Below are 15,253 nucleotides of genomic sequence, written 5' to 3'. Positions count from 1 at the left end.
CGTGCCTTTCCTGTTATGCAAAAGTTTCTGTTTATGCTTCTCAGCCTGGTGCTGCTCGGCCCATTAGGCATCGATCTTTACCTGCCGACCATTCCCGCCATTGCCGTCGGCCTGGGCAGCAGCGAAGCGCTGATCCAATCCACCATTTCACTGTTTATTCTGGTGCTTGGCCTCGGCCAGGTCATCGCCGGGCCGCTGGTGGATAACTATGGCCGCAAGCCGGTGGCGCTGGCCGGCATTATCCTCTACATGATCGGCGCCGCGATGGCGGCGCTGGCCACCAGCCCGACGATTTTCATCGCTTCGCGTCTGCTGCAAGGGGTGGCGGTTTGCTGCACCGCTGTCGTCGCCTTCAGCGGCGTGCGCGATCGCCTGAATGGCGACGATGCCGCCCGCGCTTTCGGCTTTCTCAACGGCACGCTGAACATCATCCCTGCGCTGGCGCCGCTGCTCGGCGGCCTGCTCGCCGAAGCCTTCGGCTGGCGCGCCCCCTTCTGGTTCCTGGTCGGCTACGCGCTGCTGGTGTTGGTGCTGATCGCGCTGCGCCTGCCGGAAACTCGCCCTGCCGACACCGTGCCGGTCAAAGGGTTGCCGGTGCGCCAATACGCGCGCATCCTCAGCGATCGCCGTTTCCTCTCCTTTGCGGTGGTGAACTCCGGGGCGATGGGCATGGCGCTGACCTACGTTTCTCTGGCGCCGAACGTGCTGATGGGCACCGCCGGCCTGACCCCGCTGCAATTCTCGCTGGTGTTCGGCGCCAACGGTTTCTGGATCATGCTGGTCAGCTTCTTCGCCAACCGCATCATCCACAAGGTCGGCCGCCCGGTTTGTCTGGCGACCGGCGGCATGTTGATGGGGCTGGGCTGCCTGGGCCTGCTGCTGGGCGTCATGCTACTGCCCGCGACGGCGCAAGCGCACTGGCTGGCGTATATGTTGCCGGTCGCCAGCGCCTGCGCCGGGTTGGCATTCGTGATGGGCCCGGCCACCAGCTACGCGCTGGAGCCGTATTCCAATGAGGCCGGCGTCGCGTCCGCGCTGGTCGGTTTCGTGCAGATGGCGGGCGGTGCCGCGCTGGGTCTGGTGGCGATGGCGTTGCCGCTGCAACCGAAGCTGTCGCTGGCGCTGGTGATGCTGGCGGGCTGCCTGCTGGCGCTGCACGCGCGGCGGCTCAGCAAGCAGATTAAAGGGCAGATCAGAAAAGTCGCCTGAGCCGCGGCTCAGGCTTCAATGGCGACCGGCACCCGCGCCGCTAACGCCGACAGCAGCTCATAGCCCAACGTCCCTGCCGCCGTGGCCACCTCGTCCACCGGCAGGCGTTTCCCCCACAGCTCCACTTCGGCGCCCAGCTCGACTTGCGGACAGGGCGTCAGATCCACCGCCAGCATATCCATCGATACCGTTCCCAGGGTGCGCGTCAGCACGCCGTCAACCCATACCGGCGTGCCGGTCGGCGCATGACGCGGATAGCCGTCGGCGTAACCGCAGGCCACCACGCCAATACGCTGCGCGCCGGCGGCGCTGTAACGGCCGCCGTAACCCACGCGATCGCCAGACTTCAGCTGCTGAATGCCGATGATCTCGCTGCTCAGCGTCATCGCCGGCTGTAACCCCGTCGCCGCAACGTCATTCCAGCACCCACTCGGCGAAGCGCCATACAGAATGATCCCAGGGCGTACCCAACTGCCGTGGGTCGAAGAATGCCACAGCGTGGCGGCCGAGTTGGCCAGGCAGCGCGGCAGCGGGATATCGGCAGCGGCCGCCTCGATGGTAGCCATCTGCTGGGTCACGCCTTCCGGGCCGTCGGCGGTGGCGAAATGGCTCATCAGCGTAAGCTCGCCGATGTTGGCAATCGCCTGCGCCCTGCGCCACACCTCGTGCAGCCGCTCGGGTGCGAACCCCAGCCGATTCATGCCGCTGTTCACTTTCAGATAGACATTGAGCGGCGCGCTCAGCGTGGCATCGGCGATCGCCGCCAGCTGCCAGTCGCTGTGCACCGCCGTCGTCAGGCGATAACGATCGAGCAACGCCAAATCCTGCGGCTGGAAGAAACCTTCCAGCAGAAGAATCGGCCCTTGCCAACCCGACTCACGCAGCAGCACCGCTTCGGCCAGATCCAGCATGGCGAAGCCGTCGGTTTGCGCCATGCTGCGCCAAACGTGTTTGATGCCGTGGCCATAGGCGTTGGCCTTGACCACCGCCCAGACTTTGGCGCCGGGGGCGAAACGGCGCACCACCTGCAGGTTATTTTCAATTGCGCCAAGATGCATCGTGGCGGTTATCGGACGGGGCATCGCTTCTCCTTGGGGCAGCGTACAGCGGCCACGCGCGCCTGCGCGTGGCCGGGAAAGTCTATGACAGCGTCGACGATTAACGCGCGGGATGCACGTCGTTCAGCGGAACCGCGTGTTGCTGGCGAAACCCGGCGCTGTAACGCGCCACCGCCAGATCATCGGAAGGGATCGCCGGCGTAATGCCGGACATCAGATCGGACAACAACTGCCCGGAACCGCAGGCCATCGTCCAGCCCAACGTACCATGCCCGGTATTGAGATACAGGTTCTTCAGCGAAGTGCGGCCGACAATGGGCGTACCGTCCGGCGTCATCGGCCGCAGGCCGGTCCAGAACGTCGCGTCTTCCACTCTACCGCCGTTCGGGTAGAGATCGCGCACCACCATCTCCAGCGTTTCGCGCCGTTTTTGCTCCAGCTGCGTATTGAAACCGACGATCTCCGCCATGCCGCCGACGCGGATGCGCTGATCGAAACGGGTGATGGCGATTTTGTACGTCTCGTCCAACACCGTGGAGAACGGCGCCGCCGCTTCATCGGTGATAGGAATGGTCAGCGAATAGCCCTTCAGCGGATAAACCGGGATAGAAACCAGGCCGCGCAGGAGCGCCGTGGAATACGAACCGAACGCCACCACGTAGCTGTCGGCTTTAAACACGTCCTCGCCGCACTGCACGCCGGCGATCTTGTCGCCCTCCACCAGCAGGCGGTCAACGCTGCGGTTGAACAGGAAGGTTACGCCCGCCTGCTGCGCCATTTTCGCCAGCTGCTGCGTAAACAGCTGGCAATCGCCGGTTTCGTCGTTCGGCAGCTGCAGGCCGCCGGTCAGCTTGTGCGCCACCTGCGCCAGCGCTGGCTCGACGCTGCCGAGTTGGCCGGCTTCCAGCAATCTGTAAGGCACACCGGCATCTTCCAATACCGCAATGTCTTTCGCTGCGTTTTCGAACTGTTGTTGGGTGCGGAACAGCTGCAGCGTGCCGCCCTGGCGACCTTCGTACTGGATGCCGGTCTCCTGACGCAGCGCCTTGATACAGTCGCGGCTGTATTCCGCCAGGCGCACCATGCGGCCTTTGTTGGTCATGTAGTGTTCGGTGTTGCAGTTTTTCAACATCTGCCACATCCAGCTCAGCTGGAAGCTGCTGCCGTCGAGGCGGATCGCCAACGGCGCATGGCGCTGGAACATCCACTTGATGGCCTTCAGCGGCACGCCCGGTGCCGCCCAGGGTGCGGCATAACCCGGTGAAATCTGCCCGGCGTTCGCCGCGCTGGTTTCCAGTGCCGGACCTGGCTGACGATCGATCACCGTCACCTCATGCCCCGCCTTCGCCAAATACCAGGCACTGGCTACGCCCACCACTCCACTACCTAAAATTACCACTCGCATCGCTGACTCCAGCCCAAGGCCTCACAAAGCATAATCTTCTGCTCACAGGAAATTAACTCAGTGAAAAAATCCGTCCAACAACTTCGTCATCAAACGTGACAATATTCACAATTAATTTATCGTCGATGAGCCGAGCATTTGCAATAGCCGCTCGTAAATAGCGATAAGATGCGGTTTAGAAGGGATTATAGCGTCAGACCGCTGCTGAATCGATAGCAATGCTATCAATGACAGCAGTCAAAAAAGGCGTAATAAGCAACATTGATTTAACAGAATATAAAAACATCAGCCAACACATAGACAGAATAAAAAACCGATAAAATAAAAAATACCAACATAACAGACAAAATGAATCCCCTCTCCCCGCAGCAGAAAAAACGCGTAAAATTTCGGCAAAAAATTAACCTTGTTTTCACTACTGGATTAAAACAGCCGAGCCCTTAGCCCCGCCCGTTTAGGTTGAACGCGGCAGCACGATATGAACGTTGAAGCCAGAAGCAGATCCTAAAGTTCACATTGTCGCTTTTCTGGAGAACCCCTTATGTTCATCGCCATCTACCGGTTCTCAGTCAAAACCGGGCACGAACACGCCTTTCGCCTTGCCTGGCTTGAGTTGACCCAAGGGATCTATCTGCAGCGCGGCAGCCTCGGCTCGCGCCTGCATCGAGATATGAGCGGGAAGTTTATCGGCTATGCGCAATGGCCAAGCCGAGCTGCATGGGAAAACGCCGGTGATATTCAGTTGGATGAACGCTACCGGCAAGCCCGGGAGCGAATGCGGGCGACCCTGTTGGCGGATGAAACATTATTTGAAATGGCAGTGACGGACGATTACCTGCAAATCAGACCGTTTGACTGAGCACAAGCCCACATAAGCGGGCTTGTGGTGACGGGAGCGAGTGGCATCAATGATGCAGCATCTCGTCCACGACTTCTTTAGTCTGCAGTTGGAATGGGTAATAAGTCGGCCAGTTGTCCATTTCTTTCAGCAACGCTTCCTGCGACGTGTTGCCCATAAAGATATGGAAATGTGCCGATTTGCGCGGGCCGATAATATGATCGCTGAACTGCACGAATTTCGGCGCCAGGCTGCCGGCATCCTGGCATTCGAACAGATAACGCACGCCCTTCTTACCAGAGACATACGTCAGGATCTTATGCCCGGCGTACTTATACTGACAGGCGCTGGATTGGTCGCCGCGATGAAACTCCATGACGCCGTTTTCAATGCCGATGGTATCCACATCGGTAGCATACCCTTTTCGGTAATACGCTTTTACTTCCGCGAAGGTCTTGCTCTTATCCTTTGCCGCTTTCTTCTTGAACACCGGGTCAAGATCCCCATTGAGCAGATAAGGATACACGGATTGCCAGACGCCCTCCCAATCCGCCAGATTGCGATCTTTGACGTCCTTATCGTCGAACACGCCCGCCTCCGCTTTTTTTTCCACCTCCGTCAGCGGCTTGCCATGTGAATGATGCCCGTGGGCAAACGCCTGCCCGCTGATAAACAGTGCGGCCAGCGCCACCGCCAGTTTGCCAAAATGCCTCGCCAAAATGCGCTCCTTGTCCGTTATTGAGAAAAATTAAAAGTTACAATATAACATAACATTTTTCAATCCCTGTCGCGCAGCAGGCAGTGTGTTGCGCGCCCTTGCCGCAAGGCTATACTCGGAGAGGGAGCCAGGTGCTGAGGCGCTTTCTGCCGGGACGGGCGTCAAATTGACCGCCGCTCGCTCCCTTGCGTACCGGCATTTTTATTTCACTGATTTGCAATGGTTAATTATGACTTGAACTATGCTTGATACAGGGTCTGCCGTTTGAGCAAGACCCGTGAATAATGAGGGTGCGCTGATGACTACTTCAACACATGAAAAGGTCAAGGATGACAAACGTCTGAGCGATGGACCGGACTGGACGTTCGAACTGCTGCAGGTGTATTTGGAGCAGATTGACCGCGTCGCCAAGCATTACCGGCTCGACACCTACCCCCATCAGATCGAGGTGATCACCTCCGAGCAGATGATGGACGCCTATTCGAGCGTCGGCATGCCGATCAACTATACCCATTGGTCCTTCGGCAAGAAATTCATCGAAACCGAACAGCGCTACAAACAGGGCCAGCAAGGGCTGGCGTATGAAATCGTCATCAACTCCAATCCCTGCATCGCCTACCTGATGGAGGAGAACACCATCACCATGCAGGCGCTGGTGATGGCGCACGCCTGCTATGGCCACAACTCGTTCTTCAAGAATAACTATCTGTTCCGCAGTTGGACCGACGCCAGCTCCATCGTCGATTATCTGCTGTTCGCCCGCCACTACATCAGCCAGTGCGAAGAACGCTACGGCGTCGATGAAGTGGAGCGGCTGCTGGACTCCTGCCACGCGCTGATGAACTACGGGGTCGACAGGTACAAACGCCCGCAGAAAATCTCACTGGTGGAAGAGAAAGCACGCCAGAAAAGCCGCGAAGAGTATCTGCAAAGCCAGGTGAACACGCTGTGGAAGACCCTGCCACGCGTCGAACGTGAAGAGTCGCCGGAGCAGGCGCGCCGCTATCCGAGCGAGCCGCAGGAAAACATCCTCTATTTTATCGAGAAAAATGCGCCGCTGCTGGAACCCTGGCAGCGTGAGGTGCTGCGCATCGTGCGCAAAGTCAGCCAGTATTTTTATCCGCAAAAACAGACTCAGGTGATGAACGAGGGCTGGGCCACTTTCTGGCACTACACCATCCTCAACCATTTGTACGACGAGGGCCGTGTGACCGAGCGGTTTATGCTGGAGTTTTTGCACAGCCACACCAACGTGGTGTATCAGCCGCCGTACAACAGCCCGTACTATAACGGCATCAACCCTTATGCGCTGGGCTTCGCCATGTTCCAGGACATCAAGCGAATCTGCCAGTCGCCAACCGAAGAAGACCGCTACTGGTTCCCGGACATCGCCGGCAAAGACTGGCTGGACACCTTGCACTTCGCCATGCGCGACTTCAAGGACGAGAGCTTTATCAGCCAGTTCCTGTCGCCCAAAGTGATGCGCGATTTCCGGTTGTTCACCGTGCTGGACGACGATCGCAACAACTATCTGGAAATTGCCGCGATCCACAACGAGGCCGGTTACCGGGCGATCCGCCAGGAGCTGTCGGCGCAATACAACCTGAGCAATCACGAGCCGAACATTCAGATCTGGAACGTGGATCTGCGCGGCGACCGCTCGCTGACGCTGCGCTACATCCCACAGGAACGCGCACCGCTGGATAAGAGCCGCCGCGACGTGTTGAAGCACCTGCATCGCCTGTGGGGCTTCGACGTGATCCTCGAACAGCAAAACGAAGACGGCAGCGTGGAGTTGCTCGATCGCTGCCCGCCGCGGCCGACGCCGCTGTAACCGCCACAACGACGAAGGGCGCCGCATGGCGCCCTTCGTTATTTCATCGACACGCGATTAGCGACGCGCTTCGGTCAGATCGCTCGGCATGGTGCCCTGCATGCTCTGCCAAATCGCCCCGCTGTCTTTACCGTAGTTGCGCACGGTATCCATCACCTGGTCGTACAGCTTCTCATGGCACAGCGTGGACAGCTTGCTGTAGAAGGCCAGCGCCAGCTTGCGCGCTTCCGGGTTGGAGAAGTAGTAACGGCCCACGCGGGTATACAGCCCTTTCAGGCCGTTGAAAATCAGGCCGTAGATCGGGTTGCCGGAAGCGAACGCCAAACCGCGGAAGATCTCGTAATCGAGCAGATTGAAAGCGTCCGCCTGATCTTCCACCTCGGCGGCTTTCGCCAGCACTTCCTGCGCCTGCTCAGGATGATTGCGCACCGCGGCGCGAATAAAGATCGACGCGATATTGGTGCGCACGGACAGCAGGTTATCGATCAGCTGCGGGACGCTTTTGTGATCGAGACGGGCTACGGTCTCAAGGATATTGAGGCCGGACGTTTCCCAGAAATTGTTCACTTTGGTCGGTTTGCCATGCTGAATGGTCAACCAGCCATCGCGGGCCAGACGTTGCAACACTTCACGTAACGTGGTGCGCGTGACGCCAATCAACTCCGAAAGCTCACGCTCCGCGGGCAAAATAGAGCCAGGGGGGAAGCGATTATTCCAAATACTCTCAATAATGTACTCTTCCGCGAAACCGGCAGGACTCTGCGCCTTTATGACCATGTGTTTGACGTTCCGTTGCGACGATAAAATCAGTAAAAGTAATCAGCTCATCATACCAGATCGCGCTGACATGACATAGCGTGAGCGAAAAACAATAAACGAAAGTGTGCATAACGTGGCAAAAAACGAGCAAAAACACCGGCCGGCAGAAATTTGCCGCCGTAAAACAAGCTCCGGTTGCGCCCGCCCCCGCCGCATTGTTAGGGTACGTGCTACGACTGATTTAAGGATGCATAAAGGACAATGGAAACAACCTTGCGCAGCGCCCTGCTCAAAAATTTTCTGGGGCAATCTCCCGACTGGTACAAACTGACCATTCTCATTTTTCTGGCGATCAACCCCCTAGTGTTCTTTTTCGCCAGCCCGTTTATCGCGGGCTGGCTGCTGGTGGTCGAGTTCATCTTTACCCTGGCGATGGCGCTGAAATGCTATCCGCTGCTGCCGGGCGGCCTGCTGGCGCTGGAGGCGGTGGCCATCGGCATGACCAGCCCGGCGCAGGTTTCGCAGGAAATCGAACATAACCTGGAAGTGCTGCTGCTGCTGATCTTTATGGTGGCCGGCATCTACTTTATGAAGCAGCTGCTGCTGTTCGTGTTCACCAAGCTGCTGCTCAATATCCGTTCGAAAACGCTGCTGTCGCTGGCGTTCTGCCTGGCCGCCGCCTTACTTTCCGCCTTCCTCGACGCGCTGACGGTCGTGGCGGTAGTGATCAGCGTGGCCACCGGCTTTTATTCCATCTATCACAACGTGACCTCGAATCGCCCCGATGGCGACATCGGCGATGACAGCGATTTCGCCGGTGAAGAGCGTAAACAGACGCTGGAGCAATTCCGCGCCTTTCTGCGCAGCCTGCTGATGCACGCCGGCGTCGGCACCGCGCTCGGCGGGGTCATGACCATGGTGGGCGAGCCGCAGAACCTGATCATCGCCAAAAACGCGGGCTGGGGCTTTATCGATTTCTTCCTGCGTATGGCGCCGGTCACGCTGCCGGTGTTGGTGTGCGGCCTGCTGGTTTGTTGGCTGGTAGAACGTTTTCGCCTGTTTGGCTACGGCGCGCAGTTGCCGGAGGCGGTGCGCGACGTGCTGAAAGAGTATGACCGCAAGGCCACCGCGGGCCGCAGCAAGCAAGAACGGCTCAAACTGGTGATGCAGGCGCTGATCGGCGTTTGGCTGGTGCTGGCGCTGGCCTTCCACCTGGCGGAAGTGGGGCTGATCGGCCTGTCGGTGATCGTGCTCGCCACCTCCCTGTGCGGCGTGAACGATGAGCACGCCATCGGCAAAGCGTTCCAGGAAGCGCTGCCGTTCACCGCTCTGCTGACGGTGTTTTTCACCGTGGTCGCGGTGATCATCGAACAGCACCTGTTCAGCCCGGTGATCCAGTTCGTGCTGCGCGCCGAGCCCGCCTCTCAGCTTTCGCTGTTCTATCTGTTCAACGGCCTGCTGTCGTCGGTTTCCGACAACGTGTTCGTCGGCACGGTTTACATCAACGAGGCGCGCACCGCGCTGGAAACCGGCGCTATCGGGCTGAAGCAGTTCGAGCTGCTGGCGGTCGCCATCAATACCGGCACCAACCTGCCATCGGTTGCCACCCCTAACGGGCAGGCGGCGTTTCTGTTCCTGCTGACGTCGGCATTGGCGCCGCTGGTGCGTCTGTCGTATGGCCGCATGGTGTGGATGGCCCTGCCTTATACGGTGGTGCTTACGGTGGTTGGCTTGCTGTGCGTCCAGTTCACGCTGGAACCGGCGACCGAGCTGTTGACCCAGTGGCATTGGCTGACGCTGCCGCCCATCGACGCCGTCGGCCACTGAGACGGTGCCGGCAGGGTGAACCGACTATTTTTACGCTGAATCCAGCCCAGGAGGCTGGCAGCGAGGAGGAATTGGTTTACACTGCCGGTTCAATTGCTTACTGCATGGAAGAATCTAGATATGTTGCAATTCTTTAACCGCTGTTCACAAGGACGCGGCGCCTGGCTGCTAATGGCCCTGACAGCGTTGGTGTTGGAACTGGTCGCGCTCTATTTTCAGCACGTTATGCTGCTGCAGCCGTGCGTGATGTGCATTTATGAGCGTTGTGCGCTGTTCGGCATTCTCGGTGCATCTCTGGTGGGCGCCATCGCGCCGAAAACCCCGCTGCGCTACGCGGCGATCTTGCTGTGGATCTACAGCGCCTGGGAAGGCCTCCAGCTGGCGTGGAAGCACACCATGATCCAGTTGCACCCTTCGCCGTTCAATACCTGCGACTTCTTCGTGAGCTTCCCTTCGTGGCTGCCGCTGGACAAATGGCTGCCGGCGGTGTTCCACGCTTCCGGCGACTGCTCCGTGCGCCAATGGCAATTCCTGACGCTGGAAATGCCACAGTGGCTGGTCGGCATCTTCGGCGCCTATCTGCTGGTGGCGCTGATTGTGCTGATCGCACAATTTGTTCGCCCACGTCGCCGCGATCTGTTCGGCCGCTGATCGGCTGACAAACAACAACGGCGCCGAAAGGCGCCGTTTTTTTAGGTATTGCTGTCACATTCCGAGATAAAACCCTCTCAGGTATGTGTAAGGAAGTAAACGAGCACGATCAGCGCTCCAGCCACGGCAAACAGACGGACCATTTTCATTGTTATACTCTCGAACTTGCGGGAGAGCGGCCAAATTACCCAACTTATCGTTTGAAAAGAAGCATCCTGGCGCGGTTAAGCGCGTAATTTACATAACATTAAACTTCTGCGACGCCGGCGGGTAAAAACAGGCTGCGCCAGCGCGGCCCTCCCTACCTTCAGGCATCAATAAATTACCGTTACTTATGAACGACTGCACCTTTGTCACATTCAGAGCACAATATTTTGGTGAAGTTTACCCATAAAATCCTTATAGTATCGGCAAAGTGAGTACTACCGATTTCCCTGGTGTTGTTGTGTGTCTTGCCCCTCATCTTTGCAGGGGCTTTTTTCCCCCTACCTCCTATTACGCAAGCCCCTATCATCCTTGAATCAAATGTTGAAATTTCCCTCTGTCCGGCCTCGAGCGTCAACGCCATTCGCACGCCAATGATTAAAATCGTTAGCTCAATAATGCAAGAGGGCGGCATGTCTGAACACGCCGCCCTCTTGCATGAAGCCCCATTTTGCCCTGCAGGCGCCCGCCTTTATCTGGCCCAGTCCGGCTTGTTGAGGATATGGTCCTGCCAGTCCACCACTTCGCTCTCGCGCACCGCGATATGCCGCACCGTGATGCGCTCGCCGTGCATCGCCGCCTTGGAGCCGCTCAGCAGCGGATGCCAGGGGAACAGCGGCTTGCCTTCGCCGATCAGGCGATAGGCGCAGGTCGGCGGCAACCAATCGAAGGTGGTGAGGTTCTCGCGCGTCAGTTTGATGCAGTCTTCTTCCAGCTCGAAGCGCCGCTCGTAGTTGCGGCATTGGCAGGATTTGATGTTGAGCTGGTTGCAGGCTACGTTGGTAAAATAAATCTCGTCGGTATCTTCGTCGATCAGCTTATTCAAACAGCATTGCCCGCACCCGTCGCACAGCGATTCCCACTCTTGTTCTGACATTTCCGCCAGCGTTTTCTGTTGCCAAAAAGCGAGTTGTGACATGTTAGCGTCCGGTTTCGGTAAATGGATAAGTCACCTGCGCACAGGTTCGAGGGGGGACTATATAGACATTTTAGCCGCAAGATGCAAGCTTTGCCGCCGACGGCGCCGGCGGCGAGAGATCAGATCACGCGGGTACTGAGCATTTTGCCGTTCAGGCTGATTTTCAGCATGTCGCCGGAGGCCATCGGGCCTACGCCCTGCGGTGTGCCGGTCAGGATGATGTCGCCGGCGCGCAGCGTGAAGAAACGGCTCATGTAACTGATAAGCGGCAGGATCGGCGTGATCATGTCACGCGTATTGCCCTGCTGGCGCAGTTGATCGTTGACGGTCAATGACAGCTCGGCGTTTTGCGGATCGCCAAATTCCGCCACCGGGATAAACCCCGACATCGGGCAGGAACCGTCGAAAGCCTTGGCCTTCTCCCACGGCTGACCGGCCTTTTTAAAACCCGCCTGCAGATCGCGCAGCGTCAGATCGAGCGCCACGCCGTAGCCGGCGATCGCCCGCGCAACGCGGTCTTCGTTGGCCTGTTTCAACGGCGTGCCGATCAATACCGCCAGCTCCACCTCATGGTGCACCGCACCGAACTCTTTGGGGATAGCCACCGGCTGACGAATATCGCACAGCGCCGTTTCCGGTTTGATGAACACCACCGGCTCGACGGAAACCGCACTGCCCATTTCCTTGATGTGATCGGCGTAGTTGCTGCCGACACAAACCACCTTGTTCACCGGAAAATCGAGCAGCGAACCCTGCCAGTCTCTATGTTGATACATACCGCTTCTCCCAAACTGTGGAGGCTTGGCGCGCCAAGCCGATTATTGGTGTGCCGGATCAATGCCCGATCGCGTCCGCCATCATACCCACGGCGATGGCGAAATAGTAAGAGCGATTCCAGTGCATGAGGGTGCGGAAATTATCATAGACCAGGAACGTCCGCCCCTGGAGATCATCCGGCGCGATGATCCAACCGCGCTGGACGGCATGCGGCAATGCACTGCCATCCGCACGACGCACCCCGCGCTGTTGCCAGGCGTTGACGCTGCGCGCCTGCGCGTCTTTCAACCCCAGCTCGGATCGCTTGAAACCGGCGGGCAGTTTAACCTCGCGCCCCCAGCCGATACCGGGCTGCCAGCCCTCTTTGGACAAATAACTGGCCGTAGACGCAAAGACGTCATCAATGTTATTCCAGATATCGATGCGCCCGTCACCGTCGCCGTCCGCCGCGTAGCGCAAGAAAGAGCTCGGCATAAACTGGCATTGCCCCATCGCGCCGGCCCAGGAGCCTTTCAGCGGCGTATCGCCGACGTGCCCCTGCTCGACTATCTGCAACGCCGCCATCAGCTCCTGGCTGAAAAAGGCCTCGCGGCGCCCTTCAAACGCCAGCGTCGCCAGCGCGGACACCACGTCTTCCCGCCCCTGAATCTTGCCGTAGGCGCTCTCCATGCCCCACAGCGCAATGATATAGCGCCCCGGCACCCGGTAGCGCTCGCTGGCGCGCGCCCATTGCGCCTGGCGCTGCCGATACAGTTCGCGCCCTTGACGCATCTTGACGGGCGACATCACCCGCCGCAGGTAGTCGTCCAGGGTAATTTTCTGCTCCGGCTGATTGCGATCGGCCTTGATCACCCGATCGACGAAATGGATTTGCGCAAAAGCGCGGTCAAGGGTGCCCTGGCTGATGCCCTGTTCCCGCGCCCGGCGCTTGAGCTGCTCGACATACGCCGGGAACTGCGCCGGATCGCGGCCGCTCGCCGCCAGCGTCGTCTCCTGAGCCGCCTGCGGCGCGCCGGGCATCAGCACACCGCCCAGCGCCAGCCAAGCGGCCAATACGGTTCTTCTCGCCGAACGTGTCATCGCGCCTCCCTTGGCCGTGGCGACTGTTTCAGGCCTTGTCGCCCGCCAGATGCTGATTGAGCAGGTTTTCAACCGGCGGCGGGAACTGCAGGTAATAGCCTTCGTCTTTCAACGCCTGCTTCACCTTTTCGATATCCGCCGAGGCCAATTTCTTGCGCTCATCGAGCGAAAGCATCATGGCGAATTGCGGCACGCCGAAACTTTTCATCAGATCCTCTGGCACACGAGAGAAATCGTCTTTTTTTTCGACATAAAGATAAGTTTGATCGCGTTTCGGGCTTCTATAGATCACACAAAGCATTTTTTTAACTCTATTTAATTGAGGGAGCGTCTTGCCTGGATATAACTCTGACTATAACATGCTTATAGTACATCGGAATATCGCACCCCGAGTGGTATTCCGGGGATTTAAAGTTGCTGAGACTGAGTCAGGATAGATGTCACAATCGCCAATTGAGCTAAAAGGCAGCAGTTTTACCCTATCGGTTGTTCATTTGCATAATTCGCAGCCCGAGGTAATACGTCAGGCGTTACAGGAAAAAGTTGAGCAAGCGCCCGCTTTTCTGAAAAACGCCCCTGTTGTTATCAACGTCGCAACGCTGGAAGGCGATGCGAACTGGAAAGAACTTCAACAGGCTGTCGCGGCAGCAGGTCTGCGCGTTGTGGGTATCAGCGGTTGCAGAGATGAGCGTCAAAAGCGCGCGATAGCCCGCGCCGGGCTGCCGCTGCTGAGCGAAGGCAAAGGCCAGAAAATGGCGGCGCCGGAGCCTGCACCTGCGCCCGTGGTGGCGGATAACGCCCCCGCCAAAACGCGCATCATCAGCACGCCTGTCCGTTCCGGCCAACAGATTTACGCCCGCAACTGCGATCTTATCGTGACCAGCAGCGTCAGCGCCGGCGCCGAACTGATTGCCGACGGCAACATTCATGTCTACGGCATGATGCGCGGTCGCGCACTGGCAGGCGCGTCAGGCGACACGCAATGTCAGATTTTTTGCACCCACCTGGCGGCTGAGCTAGTCTCTATCGCAGGGCAGTACTGGTTGAGCGACCAAATCCCGTCCGATTACGTCGGGCAGGCCGTACGACTCAGCCTGTTGGATAACGCTTTAACCATACAACCTTTAAATTAAGCCCTTTTGACAAGGAATCCATTTCATGGCACGCATTATTGTTGTTACATCGGGTAAAGGGGGCGTTGGCAAGACCACTTCGAGCGCGGCCATCGCTACCGGCCTGGCCCAGAAAGGCAAGAAAACCGTCGTGATCGATTTCGATATCGGCCTGCGTAATCTTGACCTGATCATGGGCTGCGAACGTCGGGTAGTGTATGATTTCGTGAACGTGATTCAGGGCGATGCCACGCTGAATCAGGCGTTAATCAAAGACAAACGCACTGAAAACCTCTATATCCTGCCTGCTTCGCAGACACGCGACAAAGACGCGTTGACCCGCGAAGGCGTTGAAAAAATTCTCAACGATCTCGGCGAGATGGATTTTGACTTCGTGGTGTGCGATTCACCGGCCGGTATCGAAACCGGTGCGCTGATGGCGCTGTATTTCGCCGACGAAGCTATCATCACCACCAACCCGGAAGTATCTTCGGTACGCGACTCCGACCGTATCCTGGGCATCCTCTCCTCCAAGTCACGCCGCGCCGAGAAAGGCGAGTCACCCATCAAGGAACACCTGCTGCTGACCCGTTACAACCCGGGCCGCGTCAGCCGTGGCGACATGCTGAGCATGGAAGACGTGCTGGAAATCCTGCGCATTCCACTGGTGGGTGTAATCCCGGAAGACCAGTCCGTGCTGCGCGCTTCCAACCAGGGTGAGCCTGTCATTCTGGATGCCGAGTCAGACGCCGGTAAGGCGTACGACGATACCGTTTGCCGCTTGTTGGGGGAAGAACGCCCATTCCGCTTCATTGAAGAAGAGAAGAAGGGTTTCCTGAAACGCCTTTTTGGGGGATAAACC

General features: G+C 58.2%; 15 protein-coding genes. 7 read left to right on the top strand and 8 right to left on the bottom strand.

Features of this window, described 5'->3' with window-relative positions; genetic code table 11:
• The first annotated feature begins 15 nt into the window (after positions 1–15).
• Positions 16–1,209, top strand: coding sequence for a multidrug effflux MFS transporter (locus ACSBQQ_RS04540; protein WP_033647617.1), 1,194 nt, complete (start codon positions 16–18; stop codon positions 1,207–1,209).
• An 8-nt stretch (positions 1,210–1,217) separates the two neighbouring features.
• On the opposite strand, the gene dadX is transcribed toward ACSBQQ_RS04540, so the two are convergent.
• The gene (dadX, locus tag ACSBQQ_RS04535) at positions 1,218–2,291 is read right to left on the bottom strand and encodes a catabolic alanine racemase DadX (RefSeq protein WP_033647619.1); all 1,074 of its coding nucleotides are present in this window, start codon (positions 2,289–2,291) and stop codon (positions 1,218–1,220) included.
• A 76-nt stretch (positions 2,292–2,367) separates the two neighbouring features.
• On the bottom strand, positions 2,368–3,672 hold the full coding sequence (locus tag ACSBQQ_RS04530; RefSeq protein ID WP_033647620.1) for a D-amino acid dehydrogenase: 1,305 nt from the start codon (positions 3,670–3,672) through the stop codon (positions 2,368–2,370).
• Between the two features lie 541 nt (positions 3,673–4,213).
• On the opposite strand from ACSBQQ_RS04530, the gene ACSBQQ_RS04525 reads away from it, so the two are divergent.
• Positions 4,214–4,531, top strand: a complete 318-nt coding sequence (locus ACSBQQ_RS04525) for an antibiotic biosynthesis monooxygenase family protein (protein ID WP_060418882.1) — start codon at positions 4,214–4,216, stop codon at positions 4,529–4,531.
• Between the two features lie 46 nt (positions 4,532–4,577).
• On the opposite strand, the gene zinT is transcribed toward ACSBQQ_RS04525, so the two are convergent.
• On the bottom strand, positions 4,578–5,228 hold the full coding sequence (gene zinT / locus ACSBQQ_RS04520; protein ID WP_033647622.1) for a metal-binding protein ZinT: 651 nt from the start codon (positions 5,226–5,228) through the stop codon (positions 4,578–4,580).
• Between the two features lie 298 nt (positions 5,229–5,526).
• Here zinT and ACSBQQ_RS04515 point away from each other — a divergent pair, with 298 nt between their 5' ends.
• The gene (locus tag ACSBQQ_RS04515; RefSeq protein WP_004932268.1) at positions 5,527–7,062 is read left to right on the top strand and encodes a SpoVR family protein; all 1,536 of its coding nucleotides are present in this window, start codon (positions 5,527–5,529) and stop codon (positions 7,060–7,062) included.
• A gap of 57 nt (positions 7,063–7,119) precedes the next feature.
• Here the strand turns inward: ACSBQQ_RS04515 and fadR are convergent, their stop codons facing one another.
• Positions 7,120–7,839, bottom strand: a complete 720-nt coding sequence (gene fadR, locus ACSBQQ_RS04510; protein ID WP_033634827.1) for a fatty acid metabolism transcriptional regulator FadR — start codon at positions 7,837–7,839, stop codon at positions 7,120–7,122.
• A 243-nt stretch (positions 7,840–8,082) separates the two neighbouring features.
• Here fadR and nhaB point away from each other — a divergent pair, with 243 nt between their 5' ends.
• Complete coding sequence (gene nhaB / locus ACSBQQ_RS04505) at positions 8,083–9,648, top strand: sodium/proton antiporter NhaB (RefSeq protein WP_033634828.1); 1,566 nt, start codon at positions 8,083–8,085, stop codon at positions 9,646–9,648.
• A gap of 120 nt (positions 9,649–9,768) precedes the next feature.
• Positions 9,769–10,299, top strand: a complete 531-nt coding sequence (gene dsbB / locus ACSBQQ_RS04500) for a disulfide bond formation protein DsbB (RefSeq protein ID WP_033634829.1) — start codon at positions 9,769–9,771, stop codon at positions 10,297–10,299.
• A 676-nt stretch (positions 10,300–10,975) separates the two neighbouring features.
• Here the strand turns inward: dsbB and ACSBQQ_RS04495 are convergent.
• The 4 genes from ACSBQQ_RS04495 to ACSBQQ_RS04480 all read right to left on the bottom strand — a co-directional run bounded on the left by ACSBQQ_RS04495 (position 10,976) and on the right by ACSBQQ_RS04480 (position 13,580).
• On the bottom strand, positions 10,976–11,422 hold the full coding sequence (locus ACSBQQ_RS04495) for a YcgN family cysteine cluster protein (RefSeq protein ID WP_025159803.1): 447 nt from the start codon (positions 11,420–11,422) through the stop codon (positions 10,976–10,978).
• 119 nt (positions 11,423–11,541) lie between these two features.
• Positions 11,542–12,198, bottom strand: coding sequence for a fumarylacetoacetate hydrolase family protein (locus ACSBQQ_RS04490; protein WP_033634830.1), 657 nt, complete (start codon positions 12,196–12,198; stop codon positions 11,542–11,544).
• Between the two features lie 58 nt (positions 12,199–12,256).
• Positions 12,257–13,279: a lytic murein transglycosylase gene (locus ACSBQQ_RS04485; RefSeq protein ID WP_039565772.1), complete on the bottom strand. Its 1,023-nt coding sequence runs from the start codon at positions 13,277–13,279 to the stop codon at positions 12,257–12,259.
• A gap of 28 nt (positions 13,280–13,307) precedes the next feature.
• Positions 13,308–13,580 (bottom strand): YcgL domain-containing protein, encoded by a 273-nt coding sequence (locus ACSBQQ_RS04480; RefSeq protein ID WP_033634832.1) that lies wholly within the window; start codon positions 13,578–13,580, stop codon positions 13,308–13,310.
• 136 nt (positions 13,581–13,716) lie between these two features.
• On the opposite strand from ACSBQQ_RS04480, the gene minC reads away from it, so the two are divergent.
• Together minC and minD are read left to right on the top strand one after the other, a co-directional pair.
• Positions 13,717–14,412, top strand: a complete 696-nt coding sequence (minC, locus tag ACSBQQ_RS04475; RefSeq protein ID WP_025303113.1) for a septum site-determining protein MinC — start codon at positions 13,717–13,719, stop codon at positions 14,410–14,412.
• 25 nt (positions 14,413–14,437) lie between these two features.
• Positions 14,438–15,250: a septum site-determining protein MinD gene (gene minD / locus ACSBQQ_RS04470; RefSeq protein WP_016927452.1), complete on the top strand. Its 813-nt coding sequence runs from the start codon at positions 14,438–14,440 to the stop codon at positions 15,248–15,250.
• Positions 15,251–15,253 lie beyond the last annotated feature (3 nt).

The organism is Serratia sp. G204Y, from assembly GCF_051172435.1.
GTDB lineage: Bacteria > Pseudomonadota > Gammaproteobacteria > Enterobacterales > Enterobacteriaceae > Serratia > Serratia sarumanii.
Note: the sequence above shows the minus strand (reverse complement) of the source record. Positions and strands in the feature narration are given on the sequence as shown.

What these genes read in the sequence shown, in the direction of transcription:
- ACSBQQ_RS04540 (WP_033647617.1), top strand. Translation starts at nt 16, where the DNA reads ATGCAAAAGTTTCTGTTTATGCTTCTCAGCCTGGTGCTGCTCGGCCCA.
- dadX (WP_033647619.1), bottom strand. Translation starts at nt 2,291, where the DNA reads ATGCCCCGTCCGATAACCGCCACGATGCATCTTGGCGCAATTGAAAAT.
- ACSBQQ_RS04530 (WP_033647620.1), bottom strand. Translation starts at nt 3,672, where the DNA reads ATGCGAGTGGTAATTTTAGGTAGTGGAGTGGTGGGCGTAGCCAGTGCC.
- ACSBQQ_RS04525 (WP_060418882.1), top strand. Translation starts at nt 4,214, where the DNA reads ATGTTCATCGCCATCTACCGGTTCTCAGTCAAAACCGGGCACGAACAC.
- ACSBQQ_RS04515 (WP_004932268.1), top strand. Translation starts at nt 5,527, where the DNA reads ATGACTACTTCAACACATGAAAAGGTCAAGGATGACAAACGTCTGAGC.
- fadR (WP_033634827.1), bottom strand. Translation starts at nt 7,839, where the DNA reads ATGGTCATAAAGGCGCAGAGTCCTGCCGGTTTCGCGGAAGAGTACATT.
- nhaB (WP_033634828.1), top strand. Translation starts at nt 8,083, where the DNA reads ATGGAAACAACCTTGCGCAGCGCCCTGCTCAAAAATTTTCTGGGGCAA.
- dsbB (WP_033634829.1), top strand. Translation starts at nt 9,769, where the DNA reads ATGTTGCAATTCTTTAACCGCTGTTCACAAGGACGCGGCGCCTGGCTG.
- ACSBQQ_RS04495 (WP_025159803.1), bottom strand. Translation starts at nt 11,422, where the DNA reads ATGTCACAACTCGCTTTTTGGCAACAGAAAACGCTGGCGGAAATGTCA.
- ACSBQQ_RS04490 (WP_033634830.1), bottom strand. Translation starts at nt 12,198, where the DNA reads ATGTATCAACATAGAGACTGGCAGGGTTCGCTGCTCGATTTTCCGGTG.
- ACSBQQ_RS04485 (WP_039565772.1), bottom strand. Translation starts at nt 13,279, where the DNA reads ATGACACGTTCGGCGAGAAGAACCGTATTGGCCGCTTGGCTGGCGCTG.
- ACSBQQ_RS04480 (WP_033634832.1), bottom strand. Translation starts at nt 13,580, where the DNA reads ATGCTTTGTGTGATCTATAGAAGCCCGAAACGCGATCAAACTTATCTT.
- minC (WP_025303113.1), top strand. Translation starts at nt 13,717, where the DNA reads ATGTCACAATCGCCAATTGAGCTAAAAGGCAGCAGTTTTACCCTATCG.
- minD (WP_016927452.1), top strand. Translation starts at nt 14,438, where the DNA reads ATGGCACGCATTATTGTTGTTACATCGGGTAAAGGGGGCGTTGGCAAG.